Consider the following 13,028-nt stretch of genomic DNA (forward strand, 5'->3'; position numbering starts at 1 on the left):
CATCTCACCTACGCGTGCTACAGTCTGCGCGACCGGCAACTAGGGACAGGGACCTCAATGGCAAACAACATCATGACGCGCGCAACCTCGCGCCAGCTGTCGTTTGAGCTGTTCGAGGAGATGCTCGCCACCGACACGCCAATCAATGAATCAACGAAGGAGATTGGCTATCAGCGCAATAACGTTTTTATCGACATTACCGATGTGGGCATTACAGCCAGGCGACTCCTGGATGCAGCCCACTTCATCGTGGCGCAGGAGCCGACCACCCCGAAGGTCTATGACGTCGAACTGAGCTACTTCCGATGGCTCATGCGTTATGACAGCTACAACTACAAGCACCTGCGAACAGTGGTGTCCGAGGCTCAAAAAGCCCTGATTCAAGTTTCGGCATCGCCCCCTGGCAGCACGTCCGCGGAGGACGAGAAGTGGGTGTCCGTACAGCTCATCGGTATCGTCGGTATCGACAAAGGGCGCATCACTTTTGCGGTTCCTGAACCGCTCATTCCGCACATCAAGGACCCGGTGAAGTCGCACTGGTTGAGCCTGAGAATCACCTCTGCCTTCACGCTTACCTATGCTCGAGCCATTTACGACCACGTCATCGGTTACGTGGCAGAAGGCATAACCGAGTGGATCGAAGTCGATGTGGTACGTGGTTGGCCTGGGAAGGCTGCGTCGACTGCAACCGAATTCAAGTATTTCAAACGCGACAACCTCGACAAGGCGGTTAAGCAGATAAACGCAGTCTCCGACATCGACCTGAGCTACGAGACTCGCACCGTGAGCCCGAAGTCGAAAAAGATTGACCGGATTCGTTTCAGGCTGACGCGAAAGGAAACCGCTGGAGCCATTCGAGCGAGCCTGCTTGGCGCGCAAGAGATTTACACGACGCTGAAGAACGAATTCGGGTTCACAGAAAAGCAGTTCAACACCATCTCGCAAAACCGCGCCGTGTGGTCGGATGAGCGTATTCTCCAGGCAATCGAATACACCCGCGCCAAGGTCGACTCCGGCCAAGTCAAGAAGAGTCCGGGCGCATACCTGCTAAAAGCTATCACTGATGGCTACAAGCTATCGGACGCTGACCGCAAAATGCTAACGGTACAGCAACAGCAGCAGGAGCAGGAGAGGGCGGAGTCCAGCGCGAAGCAACTGGCGACTGCGGCCGTCGCCGCAAGTACCGAGGCGGCAGAGGAGCGCAGCAAAACACAGACCGTCGAGAATGCTGACCTCGGTCGTGAGGCGTATCACAAGGCAGACGGGAAGGCGCAAAAGGACTTCATGCGCGCCTTTATCGCCTCCGCGGCCGGTAAACTGGCGATCAAGCGGGTGAAGCTCAACCCGGCGACGATTCATGAGTCGGAAGTGCTGGCGCATAAGGATCTTTCCTTTGCGCTCTACTCGTTCGTGTTTCTGCGCACCAAAGCGAAGACCGCCTCTAAGGCTTAACGGTACGCGAGCTCTCGGCTTTACACCGTGTAGACCTGCTCAAGCATCTCCCTCTAGCTCGCATACACGGTCGTTGCGGAAACCGAGACCGTTTCATCACAATGCTTCTCGTGCGGCCGCTGAAGGTGGCCGCGTCGCGGATGCGCGCTTTGCCTTTTGATTTGGAGACCGACCGGTTGATGGGTAGCGAGCATATCGATCTTCCACTCGATCTCGCTTCATGACGGGTATTCGCCTTCCACAACAATTCGTCCGTATTGCCGAGTTATAGGTCGGGTGCGTGAGAGAGCTGATCGAATGGCATTGAAAATAGAATGGCGATTTTTTCTTGGCCAAGATTTCGCATCGCGTGCGCGCGAAATTCCGCATCAGTATAGTTGGCATCACAAGGGATCGATTCGATAGCTGTTAGAACGCACCGTGTTGCGATCGCCGCTATGCGTTGCCGAACCCGCGCGTCGTGAAGTAGGTGGCACGACATGCCCAGGCAAGGAAGAATGCTGCCGACCTGCTTGTTTCAAGCGCGATGGATCACATGCCGCAAATCTTGTGGTTCGTCACCCGCAGGTGAGTGATTTCCGCCTCGCAATCCGCCGACGCGCGGCGGGTGTTGACGAGATCGTGCATCACCCGCCCGCTTTCCAGTTCCCGCTTCCCGAGTGCCAACTGCATCTAGAAAGCATCCCCTCGAGTCGGTGCGTGCGAAAGGTGCACGGTCATGGGAGTAGATCCGGCCCGGCGCGGTCTGCTGCCGGGCGCCAGATACATCCGAGCCCGGCCCGGTCGCATAACAAGGCCCAAGCCGAGTAAGGGATTGCGGCGTCTTCGCTGATCCAGCGGCGTACCTGCCGACCGCCGTATTCCGACAAGCCGAGATAACGCGCAACCGCGCGTCCAGGCAAGCCGGTGCGGCGGATAACCTCCTGAATTTCGGCTCCGTTCGGCTGTTCCCAGCCGTCCTCCGCCGATCGCAGGCAGGCGGCCCGGATTTCAATTTGATAGCTCATCCTTACCTCGAACCGCTTATTTTTCCATGTACTTCGTGACGATCCAGTCCCGACGGCTTACGCCGCGGGGGAAAATTGCGCCCTGTGGCGCTTGACGACGCCGGCTTGTGGTCGCCTTGGGCTATACCGCATCGTCCCGCCGCTTACGCAGCGCTCCGGTGCTCTTCCCATGTTCGACGATGCGGTCATGAGGACACCGTGCGCCTCGATCCGGGAGCACGGCGCGCGCGGTACTCCCGTGATTATCCAGCCCCCACGGCTCGCGCCGCGGGGGAAATACGCGCCCTGCGGGCGCTTGACGACCCCGGCTGGTGGTCAGCCTAGGCTATACCGGATCGTCCTGCCGCTGATGCGGCGCGCCGGCGCTCTCCCCATGTCCGACGATGCGGCCATGGGGGACCCCGTGCGCCTCGATCCGGGCGCGCGGCGCGCGCGATGCTCCCGTGATTATCCAGCCCCCACGGCTCGCGCCGCGGGGGATACACGCGCCCTGTGGGCGCTTGACGACCCGGTTGGTGGTCAGCCTGGCCTATACCGGATCGTCCCGCCGCTGACGCGGCGCGCCGGCGCTCTCCCCATGTCCGACGATGCGGCCATGGGGGACCCCGTGCGCCTCGATCCGGGCGCGCGGCGCGCGCGACACTCCCGTGATTATCCAACCTCCTGGCATGCAAGGGGAGGGGCGCCAGCGCGCGGCCGTCCGGTTAGCGTCGCGACAGATCGCGAGGCTAACGCGGTGGCGGTTGCTGGTTTCCAAGCGCCGAGCGGACGGCGTCGACCTGTTCGGGCGTTAGCCGCGACACCGCTACAGACGTGGCGCGCTCGTAGATCATCAGGCCGTACACGTCAGCCAGGGGGCGCGCTTTCGCACACAGCGCCCCGCCCTGGCCACGCGATTCCTGCGCGCACCAGTAGTTGATTGCCTGCTCGATTTCAGCAATGGTTAAGACGGCAGTCATGGTTGCCTCACGGGCCCGCGCGATTTCTACGCGGGCGTTGAATATTGCTAAGGATGCCGAAGTTTAATGCAGATTCCCGTTGTGCTCCATGAGCATGGCAACAGGTGCACAGGGCGGCACGCGCTCGAAACCAGCGAGGGCGACGCGGGCGATGGCGCGCAACTCCTCGCGATGTATCTCTACCGGATTGCCTTTGTGATCGAGCATGCTGGCAATGCGCCGGAGCGCATCGGCGGATTGTGCCGCCGCGTCAGCCGACAGGGCCATGCGATACAGTTCGCCGCGAACGATGCCACGGTCTCCGTACTGCCAGACAGCCAGGAGCGGCAGCAGGGCGGACAGCCACGTAGGACGGGTATTGAGCGGATCCATGTGAATTCCCCTTTATGGGTGCGCCCCGACCGGGAGGCCGGGGCGGTCCGGTTAGCCGCGCAGGCGGCGCAGTTCGTCAGCCAGCACCCACAAGGCACGATTCAGACGGATGTTTTGATCGATGCCCGCGACGGCTCGGGTCGTGGTCGCCTTGCCCTTCGCGTTCCGACCGTGCAGCCCACCGCGAATCATGTTTTCTTGCACACGGTTGAAGGTGGTCCAGATATCGGAGCCCTGGTCCTCGACACGACGCGGCGCGAGAATCTGCCGTTCCGTCACTGGCACAGGCGCGCCCTCGTCGTAGCGCAACGCGAGCGCTGCGCGGGCGAAGGCGACCTGTTCGCCCTCATCGAGCACCGTTGCCGCCATCCCTTCGCGTTGCTCTGCCGTCTCATCAAAGCTTTTCACCACCTTGAATGCGCCTTCGATGACCTCGCCAATCACATCACCCTTGTGCGGGATGCGGATATCGCTCGTCACGTTGCCGCATACGATGCCGTTCTGGCAGGCCCAGCGAATCATTCCGGCGATCATTTGGTAGCTCGATGCGCCATTGTGCGAGTTGACCAGGATAACCTCGTTGGCTTCGCGACCGCCGATCTGGTCGGCGTGGCGCAGGCGGATCATGTGCTTGGTGAAATCGCGCATGTCCTCATTGCGTACACGGGTCTGGCAGACCATGAAAGGCTGAAACCCCTCCTTGCGCAGGGCGTCGAGTACATCGACTGTCGGAATGTAGCTGTAGCGCGCCGAGCGGCTTTCGTGCGCGGTGTGGGCAAGAATGGAAGGCGCGACTTCTGCAATCTGGTCATTTGTCAAAGGATGCTGCGAACGCAGTGCGATGGCATTTCCGCTAAAACGGGTTGCAAGCTTGTTCATTTGATTCCCCAATGAGGGAGCCAACCCGGCCCGGGGGCCGAGGCCGGTCAGTTAGTCGATGGCGCGCAGGATGTTGGCCGCTTCCACGTGCTGCGCGGCGAACTCACGCAACTGGTGGTAACGCTCGATGATCGTGTCATCAAGCGTCTTTTCCGCGAGGTGGCAGAGGGCGAAGAGGGTGACGGTAATGCCGAAGGCATCCGCGCCCATCATGTCGCTGTAGCCGTTCATATGCCAGCGCACATGCACGCGGCCCATATCGACCGGAGCCATGTAAAAGCCGTCATTGGAGAGTGCGAAGAAATGGAAGAAACCTCCCTCGTATCTGCTGCACAGCCGCGCGGCCCAGTCATACACCATGGACTCCCCGGTGAGGTAGTGACGACCGAGGTAGCGCGGTAACACGTTCAGGCGCAACTCGTCGGGAACGACAGAAGAAGTAACGCGGTTTTGAACTTCAGTGGTCATCGGATTTCTCCGGTTCGGCCATCGCTTCATTGCGAGGCACACACTTATATTAGGACTAAAAGCCCTAACTATCAATGAATTAACTACGGTTTCCGATCGGATTTGTATACTGAAATAGATAATCAATCAGTTTTTTCAATTACCATTATAGGGGCTAAAAGCCCTATATAATTGAGTTGTGCCTCGCAATGAAGCGATGGCCGAACCGGAGAAATCTGATGACCGAACCCACCTCGAACGCAGCCGGTGGAATTCAGTACGTTCCATACAACCGCCTTTGCCTGTCATCCCTGAACGTTCGCAAGAAAGCGCCGACCGGCATCGAAGCCCTGGCCGAAACCATTGGCGAAAAAGGCTTGATGCAGAACCTCGTCGTGCATGAAATGAAGGGCCGCGCGAAGTTGCCGAAACTTGGCGTATGCGCGGGCCAGCGCCGCCTGGCAGCACTCGACCTTCTGGTTGAGCAGGGGCGGATTACTAAAGACTACGAAGTACCTGTCCTGATCGTCAGCCAGGGCGAAGCCGTCGCCGCGTCGCTAATCGAAAACCGCGAACGTGAGGCGATGCATCTGGCGGATGAGTGCGTGGCGTTCAGGCTGCTGACGGAGGAAGGAAAGAGCGTGGCACATATCGCGGCCCTGTTTGCGGTGCCGGATATCGCGGTACGCCGTGCGCTGAAAATCGCGAACCTTGCGCCCTCACTGCTCGACCTGTTGCGTGATGACAGGCTCGACTACGACCAGGCGAAGGTATTGGCGCTGTCCGATGACCACGCGACGCAGGAGCGCGTATGGGGCGATGCCATCAATAAATGGCAGCGCCGACCGGCCGAGTTGCGCGCGGCGCTCACGCATGCTGAAGTCAATGCGAGCGAAAACGCCCTCGCGCGGTTCGTTGGCTTGGACGCGTACGAGACAGCGGGCGGACGTGTTCGACGCGACCTGTTTAGCGACGACGCAAACGCGGGATATCTAGAAGACGCCGAACTGCTGCACCGACTTGCAACGCAGCGGCTGATCGAGCTATCCCAGGCCGTTGGAAACGAGGGTTGGGGCTGGATCGAGACCAGGACCCGTTATGAGGCAACGGAGATCCTGCGGCTTGGCCGCATCGGCTCGAACACTCGCAAGCCCACGAAGGCCGAGGAGGCGGAGCTTGCGACGCTTAACGCGACGCGCGACGCCGCTCAGGCCGAACTGGACGCGTATTACGACGAGGACTGCGAGCCGGACGAGGAGCGAGGCGAGCGGCTGGAAGCGGCGGCCACGGCTGCGACGATTTCGGTGGACCAGTACGCGGAGCGCTTCGAGACGTATGATCCGGAAGACATGAAGCAGGCGGGCGCGTATGTCTATCTCGATGACGAGGGGCGGGTGTGCATTGAGCGCGGTCTGGTTCGACGCGAGACGGCATCGACTACGCAGGCGGGCGCGGCGCACACGTGCAGCGCAAACGCCACGCGGGTCCCGAAGGAGCGCCCCCTGCATAGCGAAAAGCTGTGTAAACGGTTGACTGCGCACCGCACTGCCGCCGTTCAGATCGAGCTTGTGCAGCAGCCGACCGTGGCACTGGCCGTGCTGATGCAGCGCATGATTCCGGTTGTTTTCGCTGAAGTGTACGGGCGCTCGAATATCGATTCCGCAGTCAAGATCGATGTGCACACGACGCGAGATGCGCTGGTATCGAATGCCGACGACATGGCCGGGAGCGTGGCCTGGCTGGCGCTGGAAGGCGAGCGCGAGAAGTGGTCGCGCATGCTGCCCAGGCGCGTGGCAGACCTGCTGCCCTGGCTGCTGGAACAGGGCGAGGACGTGCTGTCGAATCTCTTCGCGTTCTGCGTGGCGGCGACGGTGGACGGTATCAGCAGCGCAGACCGCCCGCACGCGGTGAACGAGATCTCGAACACGCTTGCGGTGGATCTTTCGCGCTACTGGAAGCCGACGCGCTCCGGGTATTTCGAACACGTGGCGAAAGACCTGATTGCTGCCGTTGTGGGCGAAAGCGTATCGCCCCAGGCGGCAAGCGAAGTGCGCGGCATGAAGAAAGACGCCGCAGCGGAGGCGGCAGAGCTTCGCATGACGGACTCGGGCTGGCTGCCGGAAGTGCTGCGTAACCGGGAGGTTCCGGAGCGCGTCACGTACGGCTACCACGAGGACGACGAGGGGGGAGATGACGAAAACGGCGACGCCGCCGCCGAAGCGGACCAAGTTTCCGAAGCGCAGGCCTCGCCTGGGGAGGAGGAAGTCGAGCCGTACTGAGCGCGCGTCGTGCGCATCCGAGTAGTCCACACGAAGCCGTCCGGATGGAAGTCCGGGCGGCTTTTCATTGCACGCGCGAATGCAGGGTCAAATTACCGGCGCTTATGCCGGTTTGTCTTTTTCGGGGGGCACCGGGTCGAACGGGTTGGGCCAGTATTGTTTGACCTTGGCGTCTGCACGCGCTACGCGCTGTTCGTGCGTCAACAGGTGTTTCTGCTCGCGCGTCAGTTCTGCGGTGAGCCAGTCGTCGGGCAGCTTTTCGCCGACAGGCGCAATCGGGCGACGCTCACGCACGGCGGGGCGCGCAGCCGCCACAGCCGGGGCCGCGCCAGTGTCACGGTCGGGCAAACCGCGTTCGGTTGCTACCGGGTTAGCCGCCTGCCCTGGCACATCTGCGGGAGCACGGCTGACTGCCGGGCCGGTTTCCGCCTGTGACGCGCGCGCGAGGCGGGACACGATGCCCCGTTCGCGCCGGATTCTTTTGAGTGTCAGAGCGAAGGTCTGATAGGTGAAGACGAGTCCGGTTGCGGCGAGTTCCTGGATGATCGCGGCGTACCGGACGCCCGAGCGAATGGCACGTTCGACGCTCTCGAACACGTCGCGAAGCTGGGCGGTCTTGGACCGGCCATCGGACGAAGCCGCGAGGGCGTCGAGGCGTTGCGCGCGTTGTACGGCAATCAGGGCGTCCATTTTGAGCGCTCACGTCAGGGGGAACGGGCACAGTATGGCGCGAATGATCGAAAGCTGCATCCTATCTGTTAGGTATGCGATCTTTTCTGATCCGCAGGCTATCGAGAAATGGTTGAGATTCGATTCATCGTGATCCATAGGTGATCTATCGATCGGCGCTCGGCGGCAGGTCGAGGCACGACGTATATGTAGACGGAAATGCTGACGCATTTCCGTCTACATATACCGTGCTCCAAGGGGATACCCCTTGGAGAACCCGGCAGCCGCCGCCAACGAGCGTGCTCGGAGACCGGTGGCACGTGCGGCTAGGCACACCAGCAGTTTTACACCGAAGGAGTTGCATGCGCATCTCCGCAAAAGCGTCAGCGTCGGTGATCTGATTCGTACGTTTGACCTCGTCGCCGTGCGTGGTTCGGGTTTGGACCGAAGTTCCCAGCCAGAGCGCCAGTGCCGCAGATCGACGTTGAGCACTGGTGGTTGCCGGAGAGATGCAGGGCGGCAATGGCGGACCAGACTAGATAACTACGAGACGGACTACTTTTCCATCGTGCGTTATCACCGTGGCCATTTCGATCTGAGCGGCACGTCGAGCGCGCGCGGCGCTTACCTCAATCAGTGCCGTTTGGTTGGAGGCGGTCAGAAGATCTCGGTGAATTCGAAGTACGGAGGTGTCGAGAACGGTCCGTGAATCGGGTCTCTCAGGGCCCGGCGAATATCCGGGCTCGGGGCAGTCGGGCTTTTTATGTGCCGGCGGCGACGGGACCTCGGCGACGGTAAGATACTCTCAGCATTGTTCCTAGGACATCCGATAATACTCACATCTGCAAAAATTTTTTGGGATCATGGAGTCGAGCCGCGAGTACCTAGGGGGCGAGCTGGCCAGGCGATTCGATACTTCGATGGCGCAGATCAATGACATGCTTTGCACTCTTGCCGAAGAAGGTCTTGTGCGCATGTGCAGTCATTCATCACGCATCGCCCGCCTTGAACGGCTGTCGTTCGCGCCCCAGCCACCGAAACCGCTTGTATCCGACACGGCTTCACGTGCAGCTGTATCCTCCCCACCGTTCGCCCGCCAGACGAATGGCTTGTTGTGGGACTACGAGGCGTCGCTCCTGAGCGTGCACAGCCTCGCGATGTTCGTCCGACCTTCACACTGAGCGCAACATGGAACTTGTCGAGCGGGATCACCCCGGGACGGTGAGGCGACATCTGAGTGCTGAAGAAGCTGCAGCTGTGCGGCGGTTCTGCGCCGACGGACAGCAAGTCCGGCCTGAGGACGTCAGACTCGTGGAAGCCGTGCTCGAAGAGATGCACGACGGACGACATGTGCGTCTGTGGCTCGAGTGCGACTGCGTCAGAGCACCCGGTGGCCGGCCGCGGTTGACTGCTCGGATGCGTGAAGACGGCCCGCGTCATTTCGTGCGCATGCATCAATACGGCGAGCACCACTGCGCCTTGGCGTCGTTCCGGCAGACGCCGGAGCCGGAAGACGTTGAGACGGACGATGATCGCGCGCGCCCCGGCCAGCACAATCCGCTCAGACCAGTGGGCGACGCGCTTGACTATCTGGATAATCTGCATGAAGGCGCGGCACGGCCGGGTGGCTCGACTGGATCAGAGGGCGACGTGGGAGAGCGGGGGCGCCGCCTGCCGCGCCTCGGACGCATCTTGCACACGCTTCTTGAGGACGCCGACTTCGCACGGCTGCACGTCGAAGCGCTGAATGAAAAGTTCAGATCGTGGGAGCGACTCGAGGCATTTGCAGCCGGCCAGGCGCTGAGCCCGCAGCTATCGCTCTCGCAGATACTCTACTTCAAGCCATGGACTCCTCTGAACAGGAAGATGGCGGAGATCGACGCTCTGGTATGGCCGGAAAGGAAGGCGCGCAGCGCGCTCCTGCTGTTCGTCGCAGACGAGATTCGCGCGGGCGTTGCGATCAAGAAAACAAGCATGGGCGACTGTGTTGTGCGCCCTGAAAAGGGTATCCGCGCCGGTGGCCGCGATCAGCGACTGACGCAGCCGCCCTACTGGGTGCTCAGCGTTGTTGACCGCGATCGCGATGGCAACGCGCGCGTCCGGGAAGCGTTCGCGCAGTGTGCGTATTCTTTCGCTCAACCAGTACCGATGGAGAGCCGGTATGAGCGCGTCACGTTGAAAATGCTGTTTGGCGTCATGGAATGGGTAAGAAAGCACGGCGTTGAGGTGACGCTCTGGAAACCGTTGTTTGACCGGGAGGTGAGGCAGACCGACAAGCCGAGCCTGTGGTGCCGGCCCGACTTTGAACTGACGTTCCGTTCGACGGCAGCCAGCGGAGTCGCCCTCCGTTTGCACCGCCTCGTCATCGAAACAATGGGCGGTGATGATCCTGACTACCTTGAGCGCAAGTCGCGTACTCAGGAAATCATGCAACGACGCGGCATCCTGATCGAGCATCGCGTTGCCGACGATGCTGGCCAGAAGGAGCGGGACGACGTATTTTTCCGCAGGGTTGCTGCAAAGATCCTGCATCTCGCCGGAGTGCCACAGGCAAGGCCAGTCTGAACGTTTCACTGCGCTTCGTTATCCACCAGCCTTCTTGATTGATACCCCCCCGCTTCCGGGCGCTTGCCGGCAACATCCGCGCCCTCGCCAGAGCGACGCCGAGCATGACGACCGGAGTAGCGGGCCATGGTTCATTGTGTTGAAGCTGGCCGCGCAGGTTGACGGCTGGGTGGCTCAACTCCGGCCGCGCGTTTGACATTACCGGTTGAATGTCAAACCGCTATCCACCATCGCATGCTGCGGCAGTGCAGTCTCGATATGCGACTAACGGTCTTTCGGCTTTTCGACCGGACACGGAACGGCAGGATGCGCAAAGCTGGTCTTCAGGCAAAGGGGCTCTTTCATTGCGCGCTGCTGGGGCTCCGCCGCACGGGTGCAGAGCAGTGAGCTCGGCACCGTGAGCGACCGGCTCTTCGCACACGCTACGCCAGTTCAAGCCGGATTTCCGTTAACGCGTCGCGCATCGAGAGTGAACCGCTTGCAACGCAGAACTTCGCTAATTTCTTATACGTTAAATCTGGCTCGTAAGATAGTCTGCATGAGAGTCGCAACTAACGGTCGATTCAAAGGCAATCAGGCAGCAGCTTTCGCGGCGCCTAGGAGGGGGAAACATAGCGATCAGGGTCTGCAATCACTATTGACACCTTCGGTGGCACATGAAAATACCTTCGTTACCTCGGTCATTCGATTGCAGCTGATTTTGCAGTTAACATCGGATAACTAATCAATTTAGTCGGGCTGACAAGCTGATGGTGGTCGGGCGGCTTTACTCTTTTGCGAAACCCCAGTCTTCGTGAACGATACTCTCGGCCCATCATATCAGGGAGAACTTCCATCGGATTGTGGGCATTGCGCAAGCGAGGATATATGCAGGTACAGCGTCGCCTGTCGTGGCGCGCCATTCCCATTTCTGGTTAGCACTCAAATGCTCAAGGCCTGTTCGCGGCGGGGCGCGAAACGTCCGCAGGGCTTCGGTGGCGCTGTATTGTTCGGCGAAGTAGAGCCATCGCGCAGCACGCCGCCTGCCGAGTGCTTGGGGGAGCGTGAACGTCGAACCGCTGTCCGACGACGCACCGATACGGCTGTACGCGGAAGCAAACGTCGCATGCTCGGCCGCGATGACCACATCGCACGCGGCGGTGAGGGAGAGGCCAAAACCGGCAGCAACGCCGTTCACGCACGACATGACGGGCTTGCGCGAACCAACGATGGTTCGCACGCAGAGTTGAGCGTGGCGCACGAGCTTGCCGATCTGCCGTTTGCGTTCCGTGGGCTGCTCGCTGAGTGCGTCGTGCATCGCGTGCACGTCGCCGCCTGCCATGAACGCACGGCCGAGACCCGTCAAGACGATAACGTGGACGGCGGCGCGTTTCGTCGCCAGCCCCAGTTTCCCAACATGCCACGGGCACGCGAAGCCTGCGCACAGTGTGGTCGGTACGTTCTTTGGCGGCAATCATTCAGGGCTGGGTAGTGCTTGACATCGGCTTTTTTTCCGGCAAAAGTGTAGACACATGTGTGGTCTGTATTGCCGAAAAAAGAGGACTGATATCGTGAAGCTCTCTCAATGCAGTGTGACCGACGCGTCAGACAAGGCATCTTCTCCAGAAGCCCGCGGAATGTGGTCGGTCTTCAAATTGAACTCCACCGTCAACGGATGCTCCCGTATCACCTCTAGAATCCACGCTACGCGCCGCGGTCGCGAAACCGCTCGAACCTTCGTTTTTGACCCGCAGCAAATGGTCAGTCCGTTCCCAGGCGCGTACGGGACGGGCAGCAGCACGGAAAGCAGTCCTGGTACCCGTCTCATCGTCGTTCTGCTCGGATTCGCGGGAGTGTTGATGGGCGCGTTTGTTTTGATGCTTGCACGTGGCGTCCACTAGCCCAAACGATGAACAGACGATGGGCACAACACGAATGCTCATATTGGCCGGAAGACGATGCATACAGTGAGTTCGGGATGACACCTCGCTTGCAATAACCGAGGAAACAGTAGCTCAAGCCCCGGTTTGTCGTTGGCGAGCGAATCGCGTGGGCGCGAGTTCTGTTTCCCATTGGCGACCTGGTTCGCGCCGCACTTTCTGTGTCGCAAGCCCAGGCCGCTCGCGGCGTGTAATCCCGTTCCTCTGAACGCCTGGCGCGCTGCGAACGTGCGGCAGAAGCTGTGGGCCAGCTTTGTGTTTTGTCCGAGGGAGCCCACCAAAACCCCAGTTAAATGCATCCTTAAAAGTGCGCCGGAGAGGTCATCGGAGCACCAGACTGGGGAAAACTAGAATACAAAAGTGTAGACAATTCGATAGTCTGGAGGCGTCATGGGCGAGTGGGCTCTCCCTCTTTTGCATGCTCTGCATAGGGTTAGCAGCGCTGCTAAACGCGGAGTAGGCCTTGTTTGCTGGCAAGTC

Annotated in this window: 12 protein-coding genes; 4 read left to right on the plus strand and 8 right to left on the minus strand. The window is 60.5% G+C overall.

Annotated elements, in window-relative coordinates:
- The first annotated feature begins 57 nt into the window (after positions 1-57).
- Positions 58-1,452: a replication initiation protein gene (locus JMY28_RS24840; RefSeq protein ID WP_201698536.1), complete on the plus strand. Its 1,395-nt coding sequence runs from the start codon at positions 58-60 to the stop codon at positions 1,450-1,452.
- Between the two features lie 531 nt (positions 1,453-1,983).
- Here JMY28_RS24840 and JMY28_RS24845 read toward each other — a convergent pair.
- The 6 genes from JMY28_RS24845 to JMY28_RS24870 form a co-directional block, all read right to left on the minus strand.
- Positions 1,984-2,124 (minus strand): hypothetical protein, encoded by a 141-nt coding sequence (locus JMY28_RS24845; RefSeq protein WP_201698537.1) that lies wholly within the window; start codon positions 2,122-2,124, stop codon positions 1,984-1,986.
- Between the two features lie 44 nt (positions 2,125-2,168).
- On the minus strand, positions 2,169-2,459 hold the full coding sequence (locus JMY28_RS24850) for an XRE family transcriptional regulator (RefSeq protein WP_201698538.1): 291 nt from the start codon (positions 2,457-2,459) through the stop codon (positions 2,169-2,171).
- A gap of 728 nt (positions 2,460-3,187) precedes the next feature.
- On the minus strand, positions 3,188-3,418 hold the full coding sequence (locus JMY28_RS24855) for a DUF3717 domain-containing protein (protein ID WP_201698539.1): 231 nt from the start codon (positions 3,416-3,418) through the stop codon (positions 3,188-3,190).
- Positions 3,419-3,481: 63 nt separating this feature from the next.
- The gene (locus JMY28_RS24860; RefSeq protein WP_201698540.1) at positions 3,482-3,790 is read right to left on the minus strand and encodes a hypothetical protein; all 309 of its coding nucleotides are present in this window, start codon (positions 3,788-3,790) and stop codon (positions 3,482-3,484) included.
- A 51-nt stretch (positions 3,791-3,841) separates the two neighbouring features.
- Complete coding sequence (locus JMY28_RS24865) at positions 3,842-4,669, minus strand: DUF932 domain-containing protein (protein WP_201698541.1); 828 nt, start codon at positions 4,667-4,669, stop codon at positions 3,842-3,844.
- Between the two features lie 51 nt (positions 4,670-4,720).
- Complete coding sequence (locus JMY28_RS24870; RefSeq protein WP_201698542.1) at positions 4,721-5,137, minus strand: antirestriction protein; 417 nt, start codon at positions 5,135-5,137, stop codon at positions 4,721-4,723.
- 218 nt (positions 5,138-5,355) lie between these two features.
- On the opposite strand from JMY28_RS24870, the gene JMY28_RS24875 reads away from it, so the two are divergent.
- Positions 5,356-7,395, plus strand: coding sequence for a ParB/RepB/Spo0J family partition protein (locus JMY28_RS24875; protein ID WP_201698543.1), 2,040 nt, complete (start codon positions 5,356-5,358; stop codon positions 7,393-7,395).
- Positions 7,396-7,497: 102 nt separating this feature from the next.
- Here JMY28_RS24875 and JMY28_RS24880 read toward each other — a convergent pair whose 3' ends face one another.
- Positions 7,498-8,085, minus strand: coding sequence for a hypothetical protein (locus tag JMY28_RS24880; RefSeq protein WP_201698544.1), 588 nt, complete (start codon positions 8,083-8,085; stop codon positions 7,498-7,500).
- Between the two features lie 899 nt (positions 8,086-8,984).
- On the opposite strand from JMY28_RS24880, the gene JMY28_RS24885 reads away from it, so the two are divergent.
- Positions 8,985-9,245: a hypothetical protein gene (locus JMY28_RS24885; protein ID WP_201698545.1), complete on the plus strand. Its 261-nt coding sequence runs from the start codon at positions 8,985-8,987 to the stop codon at positions 9,243-9,245.
- A gap of 7 nt (positions 9,246-9,252) precedes the next feature.
- Complete coding sequence (locus JMY28_RS24890) at positions 9,253-10,629, plus strand: hypothetical protein (RefSeq protein ID WP_201698546.1); 1,377 nt, start codon at positions 9,253-9,255, stop codon at positions 10,627-10,629.
- A gap of 814 nt (positions 10,630-11,443) precedes the next feature.
- Here the strand turns inward: JMY28_RS24890 and JMY28_RS24895 are convergent.
- Positions 11,444-12,082 carry an enoyl-CoA hydratase/isomerase family protein gene (locus JMY28_RS24895; protein ID WP_268960659.1) on the minus strand — a complete coding sequence of 213 codons (639 nt, stop codon included), beginning with the start codon at positions 12,080-12,082 and terminating at the stop codon, positions 11,444-11,446.
- Between the last annotated feature and the right edge of the window lie 946 nt (positions 12,083-13,028).

It is taken from the genome of Paraburkholderia hiiakae (assembly GCF_904848665.1).
Taxonomy (GTDB): Bacteria; Pseudomonadota; Gammaproteobacteria; order Burkholderiales; family Burkholderiaceae; genus Paraburkholderia; species Paraburkholderia hiiakae.

Coding starts and splice junctions, on each gene's coding strand:
- JMY28_RS24840 (WP_201698536.1), top strand. CDS start 58: ATGGCAAACAACATCATGACGCGCGCAACCTCGCGCCAGCTGTCGTTT.
- JMY28_RS24845 (WP_201698537.1), bottom strand. CDS start 2,124: ATGCAGTTGGCACTCGGGAAGCGGGAACTGGAAAGCGGGCGGGTGATG.
- JMY28_RS24850 (WP_201698538.1), bottom strand. CDS start 2,459: ATGAGCTATCAAATTGAAATCCGGGCCGCCTGCCTGCGATCGGCGGAG.
- JMY28_RS24855 (WP_201698539.1), bottom strand. CDS start 3,418: ATGACTGCCGTCTTAACCATTGCTGAAATCGAGCAGGCAATCAACTAC.
- JMY28_RS24860 (WP_201698540.1), bottom strand. CDS start 3,790: ATGGATCCGCTCAATACCCGTCCTACGTGGCTGTCCGCCCTGCTGCCG.
- JMY28_RS24865 (WP_201698541.1), bottom strand. CDS start 4,669: ATGAACAAGCTTGCAACCCGTTTTAGCGGAAATGCCATCGCACTGCGT.
- JMY28_RS24870 (WP_201698542.1), bottom strand. CDS start 5,137: ATGACCACTGAAGTTCAAAACCGCGTTACTTCTTCTGTCGTTCCCGAC.
- JMY28_RS24875 (WP_201698543.1), top strand. CDS start 5,356: ATGACCGAACCCACCTCGAACGCAGCCGGTGGAATTCAGTACGTTCCA.
- JMY28_RS24880 (WP_201698544.1), bottom strand. CDS start 8,085: ATGGACGCCCTGATTGCCGTACAACGCGCGCAACGCCTCGACGCCCTC.
- JMY28_RS24885 (WP_201698545.1), top strand. CDS start 8,985: ATGGCGCAGATCAATGACATGCTTTGCACTCTTGCCGAAGAAGGTCTT.
- JMY28_RS24890 (WP_201698546.1), top strand. CDS start 9,253: ATGGAACTTGTCGAGCGGGATCACCCCGGGACGGTGAGGCGACATCTG.